The 22,220-nt window shown below is 64.6% G+C and carries 17 protein-coding genes and 1 pseudogene; 8 read left to right on the top strand and 10 right to left on the bottom strand.

From position 1 onward, the window contains the following. The first annotated feature begins 77 nt into the window (after window positions 1–77). A complete protein-coding gene (locus RI444_RS18075; RefSeq protein WP_207605559.1) occupies window positions 78–1,814 on the top strand; it encodes an ABC transporter ATP-binding protein in 1,737 nt (578 codons plus the stop codon). After that, the gene (locus tag RI444_RS18070; protein WP_276514972.1) at window positions 1,811–3,769 is read left to right on the top strand and encodes an ABC transporter ATP-binding protein; all 1,959 of its coding nucleotides are present in this window, start codon (window positions 1,811–1,813) and stop codon (window positions 3,767–3,769) included. Before RI444_RS18075 ends, RI444_RS18070 begins: the two co-directional genes overlap by 4 nt. Before the next feature lie 15 nt (window positions 3,770–3,784). On the opposite strand, the gene RI444_RS18065 is transcribed toward RI444_RS18070, so the two are convergent. Next, complete coding sequence (locus tag RI444_RS18065; RefSeq protein ID WP_207605560.1) at window positions 3,785–4,357, bottom strand: MOSC domain-containing protein; 573 nt, start codon at window positions 4,355–4,357, stop codon at window positions 3,785–3,787. A 58-nt stretch (window positions 4,358–4,415) separates the two neighbouring features. On the opposite strand from RI444_RS18065, the gene RI444_RS18060 reads away from it, so the two are divergent. Both RI444_RS18060 and RI444_RS18055 read left to right on the top strand, forming a co-directional pair. Then, window positions 4,416–5,195 (top strand): alpha/beta fold hydrolase, encoded by a 780-nt coding sequence (locus RI444_RS18060; RefSeq protein ID WP_242703215.1) that lies wholly within the window; start codon window positions 4,416–4,418, stop codon window positions 5,193–5,195. A gap of 75 nt (window positions 5,196–5,270) precedes the next feature. Further along, window positions 5,271–5,726: an excisionase family DNA-binding protein gene (locus tag RI444_RS18055; protein WP_021473463.1), complete on the top strand. Its 456-nt coding sequence runs from the start codon at window positions 5,271–5,273 to the stop codon at window positions 5,724–5,726. 267 nt (window positions 5,727–5,993) lie between these two features. On the opposite strand, the gene RI444_RS18050 is transcribed toward RI444_RS18055, so the two are convergent. The 4 genes and pseudogenes from RI444_RS18050 to RI444_RS18035 all read right to left on the bottom strand — a co-directional run bounded on the left by RI444_RS18050 (window position 5,994) and on the right by RI444_RS18035 (window position 8,154). Next, window positions 5,994–6,464 carry an NUDIX domain-containing protein gene (locus RI444_RS18050; protein ID WP_179012345.1) on the bottom strand — a complete coding sequence of 157 codons (471 nt, stop codon included), beginning with the start codon at window positions 6,462–6,464 and terminating at the stop codon, window positions 5,994–5,996. A gap of 159 nt (window positions 6,465–6,623) precedes the next feature. Next, window positions 6,624–6,794 carry a hypothetical protein gene (locus RI444_RS18045; RefSeq protein ID WP_021473460.1) on the bottom strand — a complete coding sequence of 57 codons (171 nt, stop codon included), beginning with the start codon at window positions 6,792–6,794 and terminating at the stop codon, window positions 6,624–6,626. Window positions 6,795–6,973: 179 nt separating this feature from the next. Beyond that, window positions 6,974–7,805: pseudogene (locus tag RI444_RS18040) on the bottom strand (oxidoreductase). Window positions 7,806–7,875: 70 nt separating this feature from the next. After that, complete coding sequence (locus RI444_RS18035; RefSeq protein ID WP_062097958.1) at window positions 7,876–8,154, bottom strand: hypothetical protein; 279 nt, start codon at window positions 8,152–8,154, stop codon at window positions 7,876–7,878. 385 nt (window positions 8,155–8,539) lie between these two features. On the opposite strand from RI444_RS18035, the gene RI444_RS18030 reads away from it, so the two are divergent. Then, entirely contained in the window at window positions 8,540–10,540 is a 2,001-nt protein-coding gene (locus RI444_RS18030; protein WP_410510790.1) for a rhamnogalacturonan lyase, read from the top strand. Window positions 10,541–10,672: 132 nt separating this feature from the next. Here the strand turns inward: RI444_RS18030 and RI444_RS18025 are convergent, their stop codons facing one another. Then, window positions 10,673–13,354 (bottom strand): Tat pathway signal sequence domain protein, encoded by a 2,682-nt coding sequence (locus RI444_RS18025; RefSeq protein WP_207605561.1) that lies wholly within the window; start codon window positions 13,352–13,354, stop codon window positions 10,673–10,675. A gap of 113 nt (window positions 13,355–13,467) precedes the next feature. Between RI444_RS18025 and RI444_RS18020 the strand changes: the two genes are divergently transcribed. Further along, window positions 13,468–14,088 carry an adenylate kinase gene (locus RI444_RS18020; protein WP_374978450.1) on the top strand — a complete coding sequence of 207 codons (621 nt, stop codon included), beginning with the start codon at window positions 13,468–13,470 and terminating at the stop codon, window positions 14,086–14,088. A gap of 7 nt (window positions 14,089–14,095) precedes the next feature. On the opposite strand, the gene RI444_RS18015 is transcribed toward RI444_RS18020, so the two are convergent. From RI444_RS18015 to RI444_RS18005, 3 genes are read right to left on the bottom strand one after another with little or no spacing between them, the layout of a single operon-like run. After that, window positions 14,096–14,887, bottom strand: a complete 792-nt coding sequence (locus RI444_RS18015; RefSeq protein WP_079941453.1) for a glycosyltransferase — start codon at window positions 14,885–14,887, stop codon at window positions 14,096–14,098. A 32-nt stretch (window positions 14,888–14,919) separates the two neighbouring features. Continuing rightward, window positions 14,920–16,284 carry a bifunctional PIG-L family deacetylase/class I SAM-dependent methyltransferase gene (locus tag RI444_RS18010; protein WP_207605562.1) on the bottom strand — a complete coding sequence of 455 codons (1,365 nt, stop codon included), beginning with the start codon at window positions 16,282–16,284 and terminating at the stop codon, window positions 14,920–14,922. Continuing rightward, window positions 16,278–17,342, bottom strand: coding sequence for an acyl-CoA dehydrogenase family protein (locus tag RI444_RS18005; RefSeq protein WP_207605563.1), 1,065 nt, complete (start codon window positions 17,340–17,342; stop codon window positions 16,278–16,280). The genes RI444_RS18010 and RI444_RS18005 overlap by 7 nt, the downstream gene beginning before the upstream one ends. 298 nt (window positions 17,343–17,640) lie before the next feature. Here RI444_RS18005 and RI444_RS18000 point away from each other — a divergent pair, with 298 nt between their 5' ends. Further along, window positions 17,641–19,923 carry a SulP family inorganic anion transporter gene (locus RI444_RS18000; protein ID WP_021473451.1) on the top strand — a complete coding sequence of 761 codons (2,283 nt, stop codon included), beginning with the start codon at window positions 17,641–17,643 and terminating at the stop codon, window positions 19,921–19,923. A gap of 213 nt (window positions 19,924–20,136) precedes the next feature. Further along, the gene (locus RI444_RS17995) at window positions 20,137–20,724 is read left to right on the top strand and encodes a DUF1992 domain-containing protein (protein ID WP_207605564.1); all 588 of its coding nucleotides are present in this window, start codon (window positions 20,137–20,139) and stop codon (window positions 20,722–20,724) included. Here the strand turns inward: RI444_RS17995 and RI444_RS17990 are convergent. Continuing rightward, window positions 20,721–22,049 carry an ammonium transporter gene (locus tag RI444_RS17990; RefSeq protein ID WP_207605565.1) on the bottom strand — a complete coding sequence of 443 codons (1,329 nt, stop codon included), beginning with the start codon at window positions 22,047–22,049 and terminating at the stop codon, window positions 20,721–20,723. The two genes, RI444_RS17995 and RI444_RS17990, sit on opposite strands and share 4 nt — an antisense overlap. Between the last annotated feature and the right edge of the window lie 171 nt (window positions 22,050–22,220).

The following is a 22,220-nucleotide window of genomic DNA, read 5'->3' as shown; positions in this document are numbered from 1 at the left end:
TACTGAATACCCCCTAGTTGCCCCCAGCAACCAGACGTAAACTGGCCTTCGGTTTACCCCCGGACGCTGGAGATCCCATGCTGTGGAAGGTCCTTGTTCGTTTCCTCCGGCCGCACCAGCGGCTGCTGGTCGCCGTCGTCGTTTTCCAGCTGGCGCAGTCCATCGCCTCGCTGTACCTGCCCACGCTCAACGCCGACATCATCGACCAAGGCGTCGCCACAGGCGACACCGGATACATCCTGACCATGGGCGCGGTCATGCTGCTGATTACCCTGCTGCAGATCGCCTGCGCCGTGATTGCGGTGTACTTCGGCGCGAAGGCAGCAATGAGCCTGGGCCGCGACCTCCGGGATGCGATCTTCGGCAGGGTGGGGGAGTTCTCGGAGCAAGAGGTCAGCCGCTTTGGCGCGGCGTCCCTCATCACCCGCTCCACCAACGACGTCCAGCAGGTCCAGCAGTTGGTCCTCATGTCCTGCACCCTGATGGTCGCGGCGCCGATGCTGAGTATCGGCGGGGTGATCATGGCGGTCCGGCAAGATGCGCAACTGTCGTGGTTGATCGCCGTGGCGGTGCCGGTGCTGCTGGTTTGCGTCGGGCTGATCGTGACCCGGATGGTTCCGCTGTTCCGCAAAATGCAGGTCCGGATCGACGCCGTGAACAGGGTGCTCCGTGAGCAACTGACCGGTATCCGCGTGGTGCGGGCCTTCGTGCGGGAGGACATGGAATCGCTGCGGTTCGGCAAAGCGAACGACGACGTCACGGACGTTGCGCTGCGGGCCGGCCGGCTGATGGCGCTCATGTTCCCTGTGGTCATGCTGGTCATGAACATTTCCAGTGTGGCGGTGATCTGGTTCGGGTCGTTCCGGATCGAGGACGGCTCCGTGCAGGTGGGCACTCTGATTGCGTTCCTGAGCTACCTTATGCAAATCCTCATGTCCGTCATGATGGCCACGTTCATGGCCGTGATGATCCCGCGTGCTTCCGTCTCAGCCGACCGCATCGGCGAGGTGCTGGGGACCGACTCAAGCGTCCAGCCGCCGTCGAACCCTGTGTCCCTCACCGGCCACCGCAGGGGCGAGCTGGAAATGCGCGACGTCGGATTCGCCTACCCGGGTGCCGAACAGCCCGTCCTCAGCGGGGTCTCCTTCACCGCCCGGGCCGGCCAGACCACGGCGATCATCGGCAGCACCGGGGCGGGCAAGACCACCCTGGTGAACCTCATGCCGCGACTCTTCGACGCCACCTCGGGATCCGTCCGGATGGACGGCGTGGACGTCCGGGAACTGCAACCCGACCACCTGTGGGGGCACATCGGGTTGGTGCCGCAAAAGCCCTACCTGTTCTCCGGAACCGTCCGCAGCAACCTGCTTTACGGCAAACCGGACGCCACCGACGACGAACTGTGGCAGGCCCTCGCCGTCGCCCAAGCCCGCGACTTTGTTGAGGAAATGGACAGCGGGCTGGACGCCCCGATCTCCCAGGGCGGGACCAACGTATCCGGCGGTCAGCGGCAACGGCTCGCCATCGCCCGGGCACTGGTCAAACAGCCAGAACTCTACATCTTTGACGATTCGTTTTCGTCCTTGGATACGGCAACGGACGCCAGGCTGCGCCGCGCCCTCAAACAGCACACCCAGGGCGCCACGCTGGTGATCATCGCCCAGCGCGTGTCCAGCATCGCGGATGCTGACCGGATATTAGTGCTCGACGACGGCAGGATCGTTGGGCAGGGTACGCACGATGAGCTGTTGGAGACTTCCGAGACGTACCGGGAAATCGTGGCCTCCCAACTCACAGCGGAGGAGGCGGCATGACTACAGCTGTCCGTGGCCCGCAGCGTCCCCCGATGGGGCCCGGCAGGGGCGGGCCGTTCGCCGGCATGAACGTCCCGGCCGAGAAGGCCTCCAACTTCGGCGCCTCCGCCAAGCGCCTGCTGGGCACCCTGCATCCCGAACGGGTCTGGCTTGGCCTTGTCCTGATGTTCGCCGTTGTCAGCGTGGCCCTGAACGTCATCGGCCCACGGCTGCTTGGCGAAGGCACCAACCTGATCTTTGCCGGCGTCGTCTCCAAGGAACTGCCCGCCGGCGTTTCCAAAGAAGCCGTGATCGCAGGGCTCCGCGTCGCCGGCGAGAACACTAAGGCCGACATGCTCAGCGCCATGCCCCTGACACCCGGCGTCGGCATCGATTTCGGCGCGCTGTCCTCGGTACTGCTCTGGACGCTCGTGCTGTATGTCCTGGCCGCGGCGTTCGGTTGGATCCAGGCGTACATCCTCAACGGCGTCGTCCAAAGGACTGTCTACCGGCTGCGCGAACGGATCGAAGCGAAAATCCACAGGCTGCCGCTGAAGTACTTCGACAAAATCCAGCGCGGCGAGCTCCTCAGCCGGGTGACCAACGACGTCGACAACATCTCCCAAAGCCTCCAACAATCCATCAGCCAAGTAGTCTCCTCCCTGCTGACCGTGCTGGGGGTGCTGGTGATGATGTTCATCCTTTCCCCGCTGCTGGCGCTGATTGCCCTCATCACTATTCCCCTGACCCTCGGGATTACTGTGTTGATCGCCAAGCGTTCCCAAAAGCTCTTCGTGGCCCAGTGGAAGAACACCGGCGAACTCAACGGCCACATTGAGGAGACCTACACCGGACACGCTTTGGTGAAGGTGTTCGGCCGGCAGGACGAGGTACAGCAGAAGTTCCGGGACAAGAATTCGGAGCTCTTCCAGGCAAGTTTCGGTGCCCAGTTCGTCAGCGGACTGATCATGCCTGCCATGACGTTCATCGGAAACCTCGTCTACGTGGCCATTGCCGTGGTGGGTGGCCTGCAAGTGGCTTCCGGCGGAATGCAGCTCGGCGACGTGCAGGCATTCATCCAGTACTCGCGGCAATTCACCATGCCGCTTGCGCAGCTCGGATCCATGGCGAACATGCTGCAATCCGGTGTGGCCTCCGCCGAACGGGTCTTCGAATTGCTCGACGAAGAGGAAGAATCGCCCGAGCCTGTTGGTTCTGCTTCCGGTCCGGGACGGGGCCGGCTCGTGTTCGAGAACGTCTCCTTCAGCTACTCGCCGGACAAGCCTCTCATCACCGGGCTCAACCTGGTGGCCGAGCCGGGGCAAAGCATCGCCATTGTTGGGCCTACAGGTGCGGGCAAGACAACATTGGTGAACCTCATGATGCGCTTCTACGAGCTCGACGGCGGCAGGATTACCCTGGACGGCGTGGACATCTCCACCATGTCCCGGCAGGAACTGCGCTCGCGGATGGGCATGGTGCTGCAGGATACGTGGCTGTTCGGCGGGACAATCCGGGACAACATTGCCTATGGCCGGCCCGATGCTTCGGAAGCATCGATCGTGGAGGCTGCGCAGGCCACCTATGTTGACCGCTTTGTGCGCTCGCTGCCCGAGGGGTACAACACCCTGTTGGACGATGAGGGCAGCAACGTTTCGGCAGGGGAGAAGCAGTTGCTCACCATCGCCCGGGCCTTCCTGTCACGCCCTTCAGTGCTGATCCTGGATGAGGCAACAAGTTCCGTGGACACCCGTACCGAGGTGTTGGTCCAGAAGGCCATGAATGCCCTGCGCTCGGACCGCACCAGCTTTGTCATCGCGCACAGGCTCTCCACGATCCGGGACGCCGACCTCATCCTGGTCATGGAGTCCGGGCAGATCGTGGAGCAGGGGACCCACTCGGAGCTTCTTTCCGCCGGTGGCGCATACTCCCGCCTCTACGAAGCCCAGTTCGCGGCGCCGGCTGCGGAGGTGTGAGGCGCTGGTTCCGGGCTAGGACAGCCGGGTGGGCCGCAGCACGGACGCTTCCCCGGCGCGGGCCGGGTCCAACGGGACTGGGCTGACCAGGATCGCAGGCCCACGGTGGAGGAACCCGCCGGAGATCACTTGGCACCTTACTCCGCCCCTTCCGCGCATGGCTTTGTGGGCGCCGGGAGCCAACATCTGGTCCATCCACGCGCAGGGGTGGGCGGGGCGGCCGGCTCTCAAACGGACGGAATCCTTGCCCGACTCGAGGACAAATTCGTGGCCCAGCAGGGGTGCCAGCTCGGCGCCGCGGATCACCACATTCCGCCGGGTCAGCAGGGGATCAAACGGGCCGGAATCGAGTTCCGCAGCAATAGCCTCGAGCGCCTCGACCGCGAACACAGTCACGGCCGCATCCATGTGCGCCGCTTTGCCAAAGAAACGGTCTCCAACAACGCCCTTGCCTGCAACAAGCTCCGCAGTCGGTGCATCGGTGGTCGGAACATCTGCGGCGCCCTCCCGTGCCCTGCCAAAGTAGGCATGCGCGGGCGACACCAAAAGGTGAAGCACGTCGACGTCGTACCTGTACTCAGCGGTCATCCCTTAACGCTAGCCGCCGCGCAGACCCTTCCGGCCGCTGCACCGATAAAGTGTCACGGTGAACTTTGCTGCGGCCCCTGACGGAACCGAACTGGCGTGGACGGAGTCCGGCGGCGGGGAGCCATTGCTGTTGATCGCCGGTCAGGCGACGGCCATGGACGGTTGGGGCCCGACGGCGGACCTGCTGTCCCGCTCTTACCGCGTGATCCGCTTCGATCACCGTGGGGTTGGCCGCAGCGGGCAAGGGCAAGCTGATCGCTATTCCACCCGTTTGCTCGCCGCCGATGCGGTTGCTGTACTGGACGCCGCCGGGGTGGAGACTGCGCACGTATATGGGCACTCCATGGGTGGCCGGATAGGGCAGTGGCTCGCCATCGACTTCCCTGAGCGGGTGAGGACGTTGATCCTGGCTGCGAGCAGTGGAGGACGATCAACGGATCCGGGGATGCGGGCGGACCCGGCGGCCATGGCGGCCCTGGTGAGTGGCGACCTGGCACGGCTGGCCCCTTTGTTCTTCGACGCGGAGTGGGCTGCGGACCACCCCGAAGCTGTACAAACGTTCTTCACGTCCAGGGCCTCGGCCTGGGCAAAGTCGCGTCACTTCAGGGCCAGCCGTGAGCATGACGCGTGGTCGGAGCTGGGTTCCATCCTGGCTCCGACGTTGATTCTCCACGGGACGGAGGACCCGTTGACGCCGCTGCCTAATGCGGTTGCGCTCCGGCGACACATCCGGGCTTCAGTGCTGGTCCGCGTCCCGGGTGCGGGGCACGGACTCCACCTGGACCACCCCGAAACCGTTGACTGGATCCAGGAGTTCACAACAAGGAAGAGCCGATAGCAGGAAGGCGTTTCGTTTATTTCGTTTAGCGACTAAGCTTGCTTGGGTACCCTGCCCAACCTAGGAGGACGCGCGATGACCGTTGAGCCGGCAACTCCGGCGTATCCGCACGGAAGCGATGCTGAGCTGGCCCGTGACGCATTGAAGGTCCTGCGGAGGGCCGTGGGCTCGCACACTGACCCGCGCCAGCCGGTTGAGATGACAGTGGCTGACGGTGGGCACCTGGAGATGCCCGGACCTGCAGCCGAACTGATGATTCGAATTCTGGGAAAGATGGCGGCCGGGCAAGGAGTCACCGTCATCCCGATGAATGCCGAACTGACGACTCAGCAAGCTGCGGATCTGCTCAACGTATCGCGTCCCTATTTGGTCCGGTTACTGGAATCAGGTCAGATCGAGTTCCGTAAGGTAGGCACACACCGCCGCGTGATGGCGGAGTCACTCTACGATTACAAACGCCGGGCTTTGGTGGCCCAGAAGGACGCTGCGGACGAGTTATCGGCGCTGGGACAGGAAATGGGGCTCATTTAGGTGGTCTTCACGGTCGTCTACGATGCCAATGTCCTTTACCCAAGCGCATTACGGGACCTCTTGGTGCGAGTAGCGCAGAGTGGCTTGGTGCAGGCCCGCTGGACGGAAGTCATCCTGGACGAGACTTTTCGAAACCTTAAAGCCAATAGACCTGACCTTGACGGTTCCAAGCTGGACCGCACGCGAAAACTGATGTGTGATGCCGTTCCGGACTGCCTTGTAACCAACTACGAACCACCGCAGATTTCGGCGGCGTTGAGACGCTGATCAAGCATTGAGGTGCGCAACCAGGGCATCCACAATGGGCAGCTGACCCTTGACCAGCTTGGTGCGTGCTGTTGCCTCGTCGATCCATTGGGCGTCGTCGATCTCGGGGAACTCCTTGATGGAACCGGAGCCTTTGGGCCATTCCATGGGGAAGGTGTTGCTCACCACTTCCTCCGGCTGGAAAGCCGGGGCCTCCGCAGCGAAGGCTGTGATGAGTTTGCCGGAGGGTTGCCGGAAGACACCCAGCAGGTGGTACTCCGCGTCCGGCGGGGGTGACCCGATCTCCTCCGTGAACTCGCGCCGGGCAGCAACCAACGGGTCTTCGTCGTCTGCGAATTCACCCTTCGGGATGGACCAGGCGTGCTGGTCCTTGCGGGCCCAGAAAGGGCCGCCCATGTGGGCAATCCAAAGTTCCAAGCCATTCTCCGCGGACCGCCTGTAAAGCAGGATCCCTGCGCTTCGGATACTGATGCGTCCTCCCTTGACAAGCTGTGCCTCGAGGTCCAAGGCTACTCCACGGCTTGGTCACCGGCCGGGCGCAAAACCGGCGACGTCGTAGGGAAACTTGCAGGGTGTTTGGCACGTTTCCAGCGAACTCGCGGAGCAACAAAAAAGGTGTGTCTGGACTGCTTAGCGGTTAAGGCTGACCGTGAAGGTCTTGGGTCCGCTGAGGGTCACGGAGATACCGCAGTTCTCCGCAGCGGCGCGAGGGGTGAGATCGCGGATGGCGGCTTCGATGGTGTGGTCGATTGCCGAGTTATCCCAGATTTTAAGCGAGATGGAGTCAGTATGTGTCGTCATTGTCAGTACTTTCACTCAGGCTTTTAACAGCCCCAAGCCTCTTCGCCCGGGGCCGCATCCTCGTCGGTGAGGATTGCTGATTCAGCTTGTTGGGAACGCGTTCCCTCATTCATGGTTCATGGTGGCTGCCCTGAATGACAAGCAAATCCGCCCAAGTGTGACCGATTACACGTTGCTCTTTACTCTGTGTAACCGGTGCTCCCGCTCCGTTCCCGCCAGCGCTCCACCTCGGCCCGCATTGCTTCTTCAACGGCGTCGTAGGCATACAGGGCGTCCGCTCCCAACAACAGGAAGGCGGGCGTCTCTTCGGCTTCAACGGCGTCGATGATCACCTGCGCAGCCTTGTCCGGGTCGCCGGGCTGGGTACCGTGAACGGTGTCGTTTTCCTTGCGGCGCTTTCCGGCGGTATCAGCATAGTCATCGATGGCCTCCGCGGACTGCGTCAGGGAACGCCCGGCAAAGTCCGTGCGGAATCCGCCCGGCTCCACCGCTGTGACCGAGATTCCCAGCGGCGCCAGCTCCTTCTGCATTGACCCCGAGATGCCTTCCAGCGCGGCCTTGGAAGCGGCGTAGTAACCGGAACCGGGAGGGCAAATCCGGGCGCCGATGGAGGAGATGTTCACAATGGCCCCGGACCGCCGTGCACGCATGCCGGGAAGCGCCGCTTTGATCATGGATACGGGGCCGAACACGTTGGTGTCGAAAAGGGCCCTGACATCCTCCCCCATCGCCCTCTTCGACGGCCGCACGGTAACCGTATCCGGCGTTATTGACCAGCACATCAACGCCGCCGAACCGGTCCTCCGCCTTCTTCACGGCATTGGCAACCTGGGTGGCGTCGGTGACATCGAGCCCCACGGCGAGGGCCGTCGTCGGGAATCCAGTGGTGAGGTCCTGCAGGGTTGCGGTGTCACGTGCGGTGACCACCGCGTTGTGGCCCTTCTCGAGCACGGCTTTCGCCAAGGCCCGGCCGAGGCCTGTTGAGCAACCGGTAATAAGCCAGGTAGTCATGAGGTTCCTTTGAAGTCGTGACGAAGAGATGCCGCCCCGGGCGATGGCCGGGGCGGCATTCCACGTGCTGCTAGTGCTGTCCGAGTGCTCCGCCGAGGGGCGGCACGGCACCCGGGCCTTTCCTGCCTTCGGGGCCTGTGGCGTCCTCGCTGGTGTCGCCGTCCAGTACGCCTGCCCCTGATTCGTCGTCGTCCGTGCGTTCGGCTTCGCTGCGCGTATCGCTCTCAGCCGTGCCGTCGGAATCGCCGTCGAGGTCGTCCGCCAGTCCGTTGGTTTGGTCGAACGGATGGGTGATTGGGTTCAGAGTGTCTTCGCTTGCGGTGGTGCGTTCCGTATCCTTCTCGGTCACAGTGTCCTCCTGGCTCGCTCGGAATTTGTCAGCATACTTACGATATCCGGATTCCCGGATGCGGACCAGAGGCAATGCCGGATCGCCTTCAGGGTGAATGCCAACAAAAGTGAACATCAAGAATCGAAAACTCCCAGTAATTTCCAGTCAAAGCCTTGACCAGGATGTGGAGCGCTGTGAACATAGACGGCGGAAAGCGTTTTCACTTCACATCTACGTAGCAGTTGATGTCGCTATGAGCGCTGAGAACGGCATCATGTGCGACCCGGCTGCGTGCGCATCCTCGGATCACGCCACTCATGGAAAGGGATAACCGACATAAAAGTGAAACGTTCCAAACACGGGCGGCGGACCCTCCGCTGTCCAGCATCAAAGGAGATGTTCTTTGGCTTACCCCTCGAAATGTTCCTCCCGCAAACCACTCGTTCCCCTCACGGCCATGGCCACCCTCGCCGCGGCAGCCCTGGCCTTCACGGGTGTGCCCCTCGCGCAAGCGGCAACCACCCAAACAGCGCCAGGCAACGCACCCGCCGTCGTCAGCGCGAAGAAGGACCAAACGCCCAAGCGGCAGGTGGAAAACCTGGACCGTGCGCCGGTGGCGGTCCTGACTGACCAAGGCGTGAGTGTCAGTTGGCGCATGCTGGGCCTGGACAAAGACAGCATCGGGTTCCAAGTGCTGCGCGACGGCGTCAACATCACGCCCGAACCCATCCGCAATTCAACCTTCTTCGTGGATCCTGCGGGAACGGCCACCTCAAGCTACGTCATTAAGACGGTGGGCAATGGCCAAGGCCAGGACAAACTGACCGAGGCTGTCACGCCGCTGGCCCAAAACTACCTCGCCATCAAGCTGGACAAGCCGGCGGACGGCGTCACCCCCGACGGCAAGGCTTACACCTACTCGGCCAACGACGCCACCGTGGCGGACCTCGACGGTGACGGCAAGTATGAGGTCATCCAGACATGGTCGCCCTCCAACGCGAAGGACAATTCGCAGTCCGGCTACACGGGCAACGTCTATGTGGACGCCTACAAGCTGGACGGCACCAAGCTGTGGCGGATCGACCTCGGCCGCAACATTCGCGCCGGGGCGCACTACACGCAGGTCCTGGCGTACGACTTCGACGGCGACGGCAAGGCCGAGGTTTCGCTCAAGACGGCGGATGGCACCACGGATGCTTCAGGCACAGTGATCGGCGATGCCAACGCCGACTACCGCAACAGCGCCGGCTACGTGCTGGCCGGCCCGGAGTTCCTCACGGTGTTCAAGGGCGGGACGGGGACCATCCTGGACACTGTCGCTTATGAGCCTGAGCGCGGCTTGGTGGCCAGCTGGGGCGATAACTACGGCAACCGCGTGGATCGTTTCCTGGCAGCCGTCGCGTACCTGGACGGCGAGCACCCGTCCATGATGTTCAGCCGCGGCTACTACACCCGTACGGTGCTGGTGACTTATGACCTGGTTGACGGCAAGCTCGTGAAGCGCTGGACCTTCGATTCCAACGTGGCGGGCGACCAATACAAGGGCCAAGGCAATCACAACCTATCCGTGGCTGACGTTGACCAGGACGGCAAGGACGAGTTCGTCTTCGGTTCCATGACCATCGACGACAATGGCCAGCCCCTCTACAACACCAAGCTCGGCCACGGCGACGCCATCCACACGGGCGATCTGGATCCCTCGCGGCCCGGCCTGGAAACCTTCGCCGTCCACGAGAGCATGAGCCAGAGCGGCAACCGTGGCGCCACGTTCCGGGACGCTGCCACCGGCGAGGTGCTGTGGAGCATCCCGGCCACCAAGGACACCGGGCGTGGAGCTGCGGGCGACATCGATCCCCGCTATGAAGGGGCCGAAGGATGGGCCGTAGGCGGGACGGCGGCGTGGGATTCTCCGCGGGGCCAGTTGATGTCCGCCAAGGGCGAGCTGATCGCGGAGAATATCCCCGCCGCGAACTTCCTTGCCTGGTGGGATGGCGACCTGCTGCGTGAAATCGTGGACCACGACTACGACGCCACCGTGTCCCGCGGCGTCCCCACTATCTCCAAGTGGAACTGGGAAACCGAGACCAGCGATCGCCTGCTGACCGCCGATGGCGCCCGCAGCAACAACACCACCAAGGGCAACCCGTCCATCCAGGCGGACATCCTGGGTGATTGGCGCGAGGAAATCGCCTGGCCGTCCACGGACAGCACGGAGCTGCGGATCTACACCACCACGGCTCCCACCGAGGTTCGCCTGCGGACCCTGATGCACGACACCGTGTACCGAACGGCGGTCGCCCGCGAGAACGTGGCGTACAACCAGCCGCCGCACCCGAGCTTCTTTGTGGGTGAGGGCATGCAGCCTCCGGCAGCACCCGCCGTCGTCTATACCGGCAAGAAGTAAGCGCCAACAACAAAGCCGCCCGCCCCCGAAAGGAGGCGGGCGGCTTTGCTGTGTGCGGCGACCGTTGGTTTCGTGGCACCGGACGTACGACGCCGGAGCCTCCAGCGGCGGGCGGAGAACCGCCGCGTCGGGCTACTGCTGCGAGGCTGCCGCCGGCAGGTGCCCGCCGATGAGGGCCAGGTTCTGGATGGCGGCCAGGCCAAACTGGGCGGTGTCATTGGTGGACACCGTGGGCGCCTCATCAACGGGTTGGAGGACATACGGGGGCTTGATCGTCTTCAGGGTGAACGCCTCGGCATGGTTCAGGTTTTCGCCGCCGACGCTGAAGCTGGACCAGGCCGATGCGGCCAGCTCAGGCGAACCAAGCCGGGCTGCTGCGTAGGCCGTGAGGCGGCTGTGGGCCTGCGTCAGGTAGATGCCGTCCAACGCATGGCCCACCTCGGCGGCCTGCTCTTCGGGTGAAGCCAGGAACAGCCGGCAATACTGCAGCCAGGCCTCCTCGAACCCATCGTCCGGCACCAGGCTGATGAGCTCGCTGCAGATCTCCACCAAACCGAACACCGCACTCAGGTGGGAGACCCTGATGACCTCGCGTCCGGCGTCGAACCTTCCTACATCCAGGTCATACAGTGCCTCACCCGTGAGGAAGCCGTACTTGAGGGCACCGATGTCAGCCATGGTGCCCAACAGGCGGTCGCGTGAGCGGGGGTTGCCGGTGCGTTCCCAATCGGTGAGCCAGGTGGCCGCGAGCGAGCCCCAGTCGGTACCCAGCCCAACGCCCAGCGAACCGCGGTCCGGGCGGTAGGTATCGGCATCGGGGCGAACCTTGCGGACCGGGTCCAGGCCAAGGAAGTTCTGGTCGCTGTCCACGAGTTCGGTGAGGAGATCCCCCGTCCGTTCGTCGGCCGTCAGGTAGTAGTAGAACCGGCGATAGGCAGGGTTGCTGATCCGCAATTGCTTGGCGCTGCAGCCCCAATGCTGGACGTTGTGCCGCGAACCAAGTCCGCGCCAGGGGCCAAGATGGTAAACGTCCACCTCGCCGGTGTGCCGGGTCATGGCCTCGGCGAAACGGAACACATCGGCGCGGCCGGAGCGGAGGTACATGTACCAAAGCCACAAGTCGGGGGAGAGCTCTGAGTTGTCCCACGCATAGCCGCCGACGTCGTAGCGCCAGACGTGCCGGTCCGAATCGTAGGTGTGCATGACGTCGCCGTAATTCCAGAAACCGTACCACCGGCGCTGCTCCTGCTGGCCGCGGTAGAAGTCGAAGAGGAAGTCCAGCTTGTCTTCGAGTTCCGCGCGGAGAGGCGTGCTGCGATCCACCGGCGTCCAGTCGCCGAAGACGCCCGCGCTGTGGAGGTACTGGGCCGAGGGTTGCAGGACCGGTGGCCGGGAGGCGTACGCAGCATCGGCTGCCAGTGATTCGACCGGGGGAGTGGAGTCGTAGGCGAAGAGCGTGAGCTCGTGCGTCCTTGCTATCCCTTGTGCATTGCCGAAGCCGGGCTCGTAGTCCTCGTACGTGATTTCCAGGCCTTCGAGTTGCTCTTCGAAGGTGTCCTGGCCCAGGCCGTCGTGGTAGAAGCGCAGGTCCATGGGTTGGGCTTCGGGGGAGTAGAGCCACGCCGTGACGCTGGGTTCGGCCGTAGCGGCGCCGCGGATGTCCAACTGCCCGGGGTGCGATTGCCAGAAGTCCCGCACCCCTATCCCGAAACCGCCGCCGACGTCGCTCAGCGAGCAGAAACCGGCGGACCGGGTGCCGCCCGAGATCCCCACCCAGCCATGCCCGGCGGCGGTCCGTTTGCGGAGCTCGAAGCCGTCGGCGGACAACTGCGTGAGGGTGAAGTCGTTCCACGCGGGAATCAGGTGCAGGCGCTCGGAGACCTCCGGATTCCACTGCTCCAGCGGCGGCGTGGGTTCCCCGCCGAGCTGGGCTTTCCGCACTTCGGCGCCCGGATCGCGGCGAAGGCCCGTCAGTCCGCGGACGGCCTCCACCAGGAACCCGCCGTCCGCCCCGGCAAGCCGTACGTGCCGATCGTGCAGTTCGCTGGCCAAGGGGACCGTGAACCGCACGCCCAGGCCGGCCAGGAAGTCTTTTTCAACATTTCCGTCCCACACGAACGAGTGCACCATGCGCACGCTCCGGGCGCCGGCGAGGAAGTAGAAACGAACAGTGAAGGGGAGCCATTCCCGCCGTGGCGACTGTGGACTATCCGAACGATGCCGGCCGTCCAGCCGCACCACAGCCCGCACGGGCCCGCTCTGTTCCACCGTCGCCGACTCGAGGTGGCCCGTGAATCCTTCCCTGCTCGTGCTGCCGGCGCCCTCGGCAATCCCGTCCTGCAGCATGCTTACCAGTTGTGCGTCCCGGGCCACCACCGAGCCGTCCCGCGTCAGGCTTCGGAACAGCCGGTCGCCGGTGCGCGCCAGAAGCATGTCCATTGTTCCTGTGGAGACTGTGATGGTTTCCGCCGTTTCGGTGACCACCACCTGCGGTTCACGTACGACGGCGGCTGCCGGACCGGCGTCGTGCGCTTGCGTTCCGTCCGCCTCGCCGGAAGGAAGCTGCACTGAGTAGCTGGTGGAGGGGTTGTCCGTGGCGCCGATGGCGAGTCCGGCCCACTTGAGGGAGCCGTCGGGCCAGGTAGCCAAGGGCCAGGCCTGGGAGGGGGTGGCGGTGCCGTCCGCGTCGACGACGGACAGGGCATCGGCGTCGTGGACTGTTCCGCGCTGGAAGGGCATTCCCCAAGTGGAGCCACCGCTGAGCGTGGCGGGGGGTGCGCCGTCGATCCACGTGACCGGGGCGTGCTGTGTCATGGAATTTCACCTCAAGAGTCTTGGAAAGCGCTTTCTTTGTGACGTTTCAAAAACCGTACTCCGATGTGATGGGGGTCGCAAGGGCGGGGTGCCGCTACTAACCGCAGGGGCGTATGGTTGAAGTCTCCGCCGCCTCTTTCGAATGGACCAGCGTCATGGCGCGACTGATCATTATGGGACCTCCCGGTTCGGGCAAGGGAACACAGGCTGAACACATCGCCAAGCACTTCTCCGTGCCCGCGATTTCAACGGGCGATCTCTTCAGGGCCCATGTCCGCGACGGGACCAGCCTTGGTGCGGAGGCCGGACGCTACATGGACCGTGGCGAGTTCGTGCCGGACCACGTCACCACGGCGATGCTGAGTCAGCGCCTGGAAGATGACGACGCCGGTGCGGGTTTCCTGCTGGACGGGTACCCGAGGACCGTGGCCCAGGTGGGATCGCTTGACGCGCTGCTCGGTACGCGGCACCAGGTGCTGGAAGCCGTCCTGGCCCTCACGGTTTCCGACGACGAATTGCTGGAACGGATGCTCCTGCGGGCCAAGGAGCAGGGCCGCAGCGACGATACCGGTCCCGTCATCAAGCGGCGGCTGGAGCTGTACCGGGAGCAGACCCGGCCCGTCATCAGTGCCTATGAACAGCGCGGGATTCTCCTGACCGTGGAGGGTTCAGGGCAGAGGGAGATGATCACGGCAGCAGCCATCGCCGCAGTGGAGTCGGTGATCCGGCACTAGGGGCGTACTAGGCGATATCCGCGGTGACAGGCGCCAGTTCGCCGAGGGTCCGCAGGTAGGTGGCGAATCCCTGGGGTGCCCGGGCTGTTGTCCGGGACGACGTGACCACCCTGTTGGCGTCCGTCGATCTGATCACGAATCCCTGCCGTGACAACCGCGTGGCCAGAATCCGGTCCTCGTGTGCCTGCAACTTCGGAAACCCGCCCACGGCCAGGTACGCGGACGCGCGGACGCCGAAGTTGGCTCCGTAAATGTGCGGGTGGTCCTCCCGGAAAGGATGCAGCTCAAGCCAGCGGCGAAGGATCCCCGGGTCTGCGGTGCGGGAATCCGGTTCGACTGAGCCCAGGACGACGTCCACCCCGGCGTTGGCCAACTCCACCTGCCGGATCAGCCAGTTTGTTGGCACCCTGGAGTCCGCATCAGTGTTGGCCAGCCAGACCGTGTCCGGATTGGTGCCGCGCTCCGCCTCGAGGTCGGCCAGCGCGGCCATCACGCCGGCTGCGCGGCTGGCTCCCGTGCTTCGGGCCCGGGTCTCAATCATGCGGACCCTGGCGTCGGCGGTGGCATGGGCCCTGACGATATCGCGGGAACCGTCGGTGCAACTGTCCAGAACTACCGTGATGCTGACGGACACCTGTGGTCCTTGCGCGGTTCCTGCCTCGGCGGCCGAGTCCTCGGCCCTCCGGGCATCGGCCGCTTGGACCTCGCGACGTAGATTCCCGGCACTCAGGGCGTCGGCCGCATGGCGGATGGCACTCAGGGCGGGGCCGAGTTCCTCTTCTTCGTTATGCGCGGGCACGACTACCGCAACGTGCCGGATTGCCCGCCCTGTCACGCCGCACCGCCCGGGGCGACGAGCACTTCCAGGAGGAAGTCCTTCTCCCGGTACAGTCCCCGGCTTGGCCAGTCGAGCACGCGGCGGACGGTGCTGTGGACGGTTTCTCCGTCCAATGTCCAGCCGGAGATCGGGTGGCGCCAGTGGCACAGGAGCAGCGTGCCGCCGGGTCGCATGGAGTCCTTGACGCGGTGCAGCATCCCATCGAGTTCATCCGGGCTGAGGTAGTACCCCATCTCTGACACCACTACCAGGTCAAAGGTTCCGGAGGGCCATTCCGACGGCACGGTCAGGTGCCCGGTGCCCGCATGGCCTATGCCGGACAAGCGTCGGGCGGCTTGGGCAAGGGCCGTACTGCTCGCATCCACGGCCAGGAACCGCTCGCATCGCGGGGCAAGTTCGGCGCTGAGGACCCCGATCGAGCAGCCGATTTCCAGTCCGGATTCGTACGTCTCTTCCGGCAGCGCCGCGAGTGTAAGGGCCCGCTTGCGGCGTTCATACCAACCCGAGGCGTAGTCCCACGGGTCCTCTTCGCGGGCATGAACGGCGTCGAAGATTGACTCGGCGTCGCGGGCTGTGTTCGATCCTCCGGCTGGAGGGGTCCACGCGAAGGTCTCCCAGCTCCGCGAGAAGTGTTCCAGGAACGTAGGGGACAGCAGGGTTTCGTCGCCGGGTTCCTGGGAGAGTGGCTGCGTTTGGGATGCGTGGGAGTGCATGGCCTGCGCTTTGGCCCGGCGTTCGTCAGGGCCCAGCGGCAACCGCACCCACGATTCCCATGTGCCGTCTTCCGGCCCGGCCCAGAGCCAGTACCAAATGGGGTACTCGAGCAGCCCGTAGCCTTCTGCTGCCGCGATCCGGGCCGCGGTGCTTCCGAGGGCATCGTGGTCGGTATGTCCGTCCGAGCGGTAGGGGGCAACCAGGACCACCCTGTCGGCCGGGGCGCCGGACCCGGCCACTTCCCGGCGGATGGCGGCGGCAACGCTATCAACGTGTGCGGCCACGCGACCATCCGGAACCTCCACGAACCGCCACTTGGCGCTGGGAGCCAGCCCGGACACAGCCTCTCCGAACTCAGTGAGCCTGACGGCGGCAAGCTGTTCCGGCGTCGTGGTTGTGGATTCCGGATGTGATGCCTCGCCTGCTGTGCACAGCAGCAGGCGGACGGTGGCACCCAGCGCGTGGAGCCTGGCCAGGAGGCCGCCGGCGCCCAGCGATTCGTCGTCGGGATGGGCTGCCAGGACGACGAACGTCATGCTGGCGAGCTCCTCGGCACCCAAGGGCAGTTCCGGGAGCTCACGAACGCCGCTGGCATCCCAGTCAGCCTCGGAGGTGCCCGCGTCGTTGTGGGTGAAGGTCACCATTCGCGGTCCCCTTGCAGGGCGCGGGCGCCGAGCTGCGCGTCGTCCCGCATGGCGTGGTGCTGGCGGACGTAGAGGGACAGGTCCGCCATGCGTTTTCCGTACGCCTCATTGAAGGCCAGCGGGCCCGGGCCCAGGTTTTGGTTCACCAGGGTTTGGATGCGTTCGACGGCGGCGGCAACGGTTCCGCGGACCCGGAGCGCCCCGCTCCACGTGCTGGAAAAGGCGTCGGGTTCGAAGGCGTCGATGCGTTCGGCTGCACGCGCGAGCGATGCGGTGGCGGAGTTGATGGTGCGGTCGATGTCGCCGAGGTGGGCCAGCGCGACTTGGTCAGCCGCCCGCCCCTTGTCCGCGGACCTGGCCAAGGATTCGGCAAAGTCGCGTGCCAAAGCAATGGCACCGCCGAGCCAGCACGCCGCCACGCCCATGCCGCCCCACGCGAATCCCGGCCGCTGATGGTACCAACCCGGACCCTCGATGATGGTGGCCGGAACCCTGTTGAAATGTACTGGGCCGCTGGGGATTTCCCGTAGTCCACGGCTGGTCCACGCCGGCTCCCCGCAAGTGACGCCGGGGTCCTTGAGATCGACGGCGAAGGCCGCACGACCCTCTTCTCCTGGCAAGTGCGCTGTGATGACTGCCCCGTCCAGTTGCGCGGCGAGGGAGCACCAGGGTTTATCGCCTTCCAGGACGTAGCCGCCGTCGCTATCCTTCTTGGCCTCCAGTTTTTGCCCCGGACCCTCGGCAGCGAAAACACCCCATGCGCCGTCTGGTTGGTCGTGCCCGGCCTGGGCGAGGATATGCAGGGCATCGAGGTGGGGTTCCAGGATCCGACCCGCCGCGACATCCACTGCCGTGACCGAGGCCAGGAGCTCCCACAGTTTGCCGGTGCTGCCCTCTCCCGGGTGTGGGGCAGTCCGTCCGATGTCCTTCGCGATGTCCAGCAGGGCAGGGACATCGCCTATGTGGGTGTGCACGGCGTCGAGCGTGGGTTGCAGGGCTTGGAGCTGCACCGGTTCCGAGCTGATCAGCACTGGTTGGAATTCGGTGGTTTCGCCCATAGATGCCTCCAAGCTGCCGATTGGCCGTTTTCCGGTTCCCACCAACCTACCCTAAGGAGCCTTACTTTTGGGTCCGAGCCTTTAGCCCCGGTCCGTCGGGTCCTGAACCTGGCGGGTTGCGAACGCAATCGTACGACGGCGGGTGCTCAACGACTTCCGGGGAGGCAAAAGTTCCCGCTTGTCGCTGCATGAAGCCGCCGATTCACTAATTTTGTCAACTCTGTCACAAAACCTTGTCACAAGGCGTGACAGTTTTCCTACGCTGGGGTCGTCAACTCCCCGAGCCAAGGAACATCCCATGCATCCAACCCTCAAGTCCAAAACGTCCCTCAACGACGCCCACAGCCCGCCAGGACAGAAAAGGCTCCGATTTCCAGCCAGCCTGGGCGCTGATCTCCCGGCCTCGCTGGTCGTCTTCCTGGTGGCACTCCCGCTGTCCCTCGGCATCGCCGCAGCGTCTGGCGCGCCGATCATGGCCGGCCTCATCGCCGCGGCTGTCGGCGGAATTGTGGCCGGCAGCCTTGGCGGCTCCGTCCTCCAGGTAAGCGGGCCGGCAGCAGGCCTGACGGTGGTGGTCGCCGGGCTCATCGCCGAGTTCGGGTGGCAGGTGACGTGCGCAATCACCGCTGCTGCCGGCGTCGTGCAGTTGCTCCTGGGGCTGAGCCGCGTGGGGCGCGCTGCGCTGGCGGTCTCCCCGGTGGTGGTCAAAGCCATGCTCGCGGGGATTGGAATCACCATCATCCTGCAGCAACTCCACGTGCTCCTGGGCGGGCAGGCGGGGGACTCCGCAGTCGACAACCTGGCAGGCCTGCCGGCCGCCATCACGCGGGTCGAGCTGCACTCCGCGTTGCTCGGGCTGGCGGTCGTGGCGGTCCTGATCGCGTGGAAGTACCTCCCCGCAGCGGTGCGGAAAGTGCCTGGACCCCTGGCGGCCGTCGTTGCTGTGACTGCGGTGTCCGTGGCGGTGGCGCCCGGCGTGGAGCGGGTCAGTTTCAGCGGCTCCCTGTTCGACGCCGTGGCGTTGCCGGTACTGCCGGACGGCAATTGGTTGTCCGTCGGCATGGCGGTCATGACCGTGGCGTTGATCGCGAGCATCGAGTCGTTGCTGTCCGCGGTGGCCGTTGACAAGATGCACACCGGACCCCGCGCCAACCTCAACCGTGAACTGGTGGGGCAAGGCTCAGCCAACATGGTGTCCGGCATGCTGGGTGGCCTCCCGGTCACCGGCGTGATCGTCCGCAGTGCCACGAACGTGGAAGCCGGCGGCAAGAGCCGTGCCTCCGCGATCCTGCACGGGGTGTGGGTGCTCCTCTTCTCGGCCCTGTTTGCGGGCATCATCCAGCTCATTCCCCTGTCCGTGCTCGCGGGCTTGCTGCTGGTGATCGGTGCCAAGCTCGTGAAGATCGCCGACATCAAGACCAGCCTCCGCACGGGCGACCTCCTGGTGTACTCCGTGACGTTGGTATGTGTTGTGGCGTTGAACCTCCTGGAGGGCGTCATCATCGGCCTCGCGCTGGCCGCCGTGTGCGTCCTGTGGAGGGTTCTCCGTGCACAGATCCACGTCCACCAGCCCGTGCTCGACGGCCAGCCGTGGCGGCTCACCATTGCAGGGTCTTGCAGCTTTTTTGCCCTTCCGCGGCTCAACCGGGTGCTCCACTCCGTGCCCGCCGGCCAGGACGCACTGGTGGAACTCAACGCCGACTACCTGGACCATGCCTTCCGCGAAGCGCTCACCGCATGGCAGGCGCAGCAGCGCAGCACCGGGGCCACCGTCACCATCGAAGAACACGGAACCACGGCTTTCACCGATGCCGCCCACAGCGCACCGCAGCGCCAGGACCTGCGTGAGTTTCCGCTCCCGCCGCGATCGTCCTGGCAGCCTGCTGCGCCGGCCGATCAAACAGCGGACGACGACGGACACGATCACCCGCCGCTGCGGTCAATCCTCCTGGGCATCGACAAATACCATCGCCGCTACGCCGACAAAGTCCGGCCACTGGTCCAGGACCTCACCGAGGAACAGAACCCTGACACCCTGTTCATTGCCTGCGTCGATTCGCGCGTCAATCCCAACCTCATCACCAGCAGTGGACCCGGCGACCTCCTGACCCTCCGGAACATCGGCAACGTGGTCTGCCGCGATGATGACGAGGCTTCGATTGATTCAGTCATGGCCTTCGCCGTCAAAGGGTTGGCCGTGGACTCGATCGTGGTGTGCGGGCACTCGAATTGCGGGGCGATGAAGGCTGTCCTGGCGGATGCCGAGGGCCCCGCGCCTGCGTTGGGTTCGGGCTTTGATGCGTGGCTGGACCATGCCCGGCCGGCCTACCGTTCACTGGTTGATGGCCATCCTGTTGCCTTGGCGGCAGCTGCTGAGGGGTTCAACCGCGTGGATCAGCTCAGCATGGTGAACGTGGCCGTGCAGTTGCGCAAACTTCACGACCATCCCGTGACCGGACCCGCGTTGGCCTCCGGGCAAGTGCAGGCCACGGGGCTGTTCTATGACATCTGCACCGCCCGCGTCATTCTGGTGACGGCGGAAGGCATTGAGCAGCTGGATCCGAGTATGGCTGTCAACTAGTCCGTCTCCACCGACACCTGTGCCGCCACGACCCACTTTGAGCCAGGGGTGCCTCCAACACTCCGCATTTCCGGCGGCTTCGGGGCCTCCCGCTGGCCAAAGTGGGTCGTGGCGGAACACGGATTCCATGTTTCACCACCGACGCATTGGGGGATACTGGGAAGTAGACCACGATTCCTGCTGTTACGGACGATCGTGAGAGGCGGTGGTGCCATGGGCGACCACAACAACAGGCGGAGACTGGAACGTGCTGCCGAACTCCGGGCGGGCCGAGGTTCCGTGGGCGATGCCCAGGAACGGGCTGAACTGGACGCGGATAACGCGCTGAGGGAGAAACGCCGCAAGGTCAACGAGGCTGCACGCGCCGACTATCTGGTCCGCGAAGCGATGTCCCAAGGGAAGTTCGACAACCTTAAGTACGCCGGAAAACCGATTCCCGGCCTCGGCAAGGGCTACGACCCCGACTGGTGGGTGAAGGGTCTCATCCAACGCGAACAGATCAGCGGCCTTGGCCCTCCCGCGATTCTCCTGCGCACCGAAGACGCGAAACTGGAGGCCAAGCTGGACCAGTTCCTCATGGAGAAACAAGTCCGGGAGACGCTGGAGGACTTCAACAAGCGCGTCATCGAAGCCCGCCGCCAATTGCAGGGCGGGCCGCCCGTGATTACCAAGCTGCGGGACGTTGAGTTGGAAGTGGAACGGTGGCGGGAACGGCGTGCTGCTTCCGCCCCGCAGCAACCTGAACCCGAACCGCCGTCGAAACGTTCCTGGTGGCAGCGTCTCTGGAACGGCGGGGACTAAACGAAGCTGTCTTCCCGGGACTCCACACCGGGTGCCGGCTCGGGCTTGCGCTTGAGCAATGAGGCGAGGTGAGCCTGCTGCTGCCGGAAGTGGCCGTGGGCGGTGAGGCCAAACTCGTAGGCAGTCTCAGCGTGCTGGGTGAGGTCCACGCCGGTGACCTCGTGTTCGTGGGTGACGCGGAAGCCGATGGTCTTGTGGATCGCCCGCCCTATGACCAGCGTGCCTAGGCCCGAGAGGATGATGGTCACCAGTACCGCCACACCCTGGGCGACGAGTTGTTGGAAGCCGCCACCGTAGAAGAGGCCTCCGGCAGACCCATCGAGGGGAAGCGCGATGAACCCGAGGGACAGCGTTCCAATAACGCCGGCACCGAAGTGCACGCCCACCACGTCCAGTGAATCGTCAAAGCCGAGTTTGTACTTGAGGTCCACGAACACCGCACAGGCCGCGCCGGCCACCAGGCCCAAACCGACGGCGGCGAGCGGGCTGATGTTGGCGCACGACGGCGTGATGGCCACCAGGCCTGCAACCACGCCTGAGGCGGCGCCCAGGGAAGTGGGGTGTCCGTGCCGGACTTTTTCGACCACCAGCCAGCTGAGCATCGCGGCAGCCGGCGTCACCAGAGTGTTGACCCAGATGAGGCCCGCCTGTTCGGCGGTGGTCGCGGCACCGCCGTTGAAACCGAACCAGCCGAACCACAGAATGGCGGCCCCGATCATGATGAACGGAACGTTGTGCGGCCGGTGGTTGGGGTCCTTTGCGAAGCCGTGACGCTTTCCCACGATCAAAGCGAGGACAAAAGCTGCGGTTCCGGAACTGACCTCGACCACCGCACCACCGGCGAAGTCGATCACTTGTCCGAAGATGCTGGTCAGGGCGCCGTCTGCGCTCATGAGGCCACCGCCCCACACCATGTACGCCAAGGGGCAGTAGACAACTGTCACCCAGATCGGCACGAACACGGCCCATGCGCCGAACTTGGCCCGGTCGGCGATGGCTCCGCTGATGAGTGCGACCGTGATGATCGCGAACGTTGCAGCGAAGCCGGCCTTGATGAGGTCCGGGGATCCGATGAGGTCCTGGAGGCCGAAGTGCGCGAAGGGGTTTCCGAACAGGCCCAGGAAACCGTCGCCGGTGGTCATGGAGTAACCCCAAAGGACCCACACCACGCCCACGATGCCAGCGGAGATGAAGCTCATCATGATCATGTTGAGGGCAGCCTTGGCGCGCGTCATTCCGCCGTAGAACAGGCCGAGGCCCGGGGTCATGAAAAGCACCATTGCCGACGCCAGCATCAGCCAGACGTGTTGCGCAGAGATCTCCATCTGCGTTCCCTTCTGATCAAACCTGTCCGAAAACCGGGCCTCGGAAGTCGGGCCCTTGCTAACCCCCGATCAATATTCGGTGAGCTATGTTTCCGGTTCAGAAGAGCTAAGTTGCGGCTAAGTTACAGAAATCCCGCCTTCGTGAAGATCGCGTGACCGGCATGTTTCGGA

This window comes from Paenarthrobacter sp. AT5 (assembly GCF_032764245.1).
Classification (GTDB): Bacteria; Actinomycetota; Actinomycetes; order Actinomycetales; family Micrococcaceae; genus Arthrobacter; species Arthrobacter ureafaciens.
The sequence above is the reverse complement of the archived record's forward strand: the minus strand, read 5'-3'. Positions and strand labels throughout refer to the sequence as shown.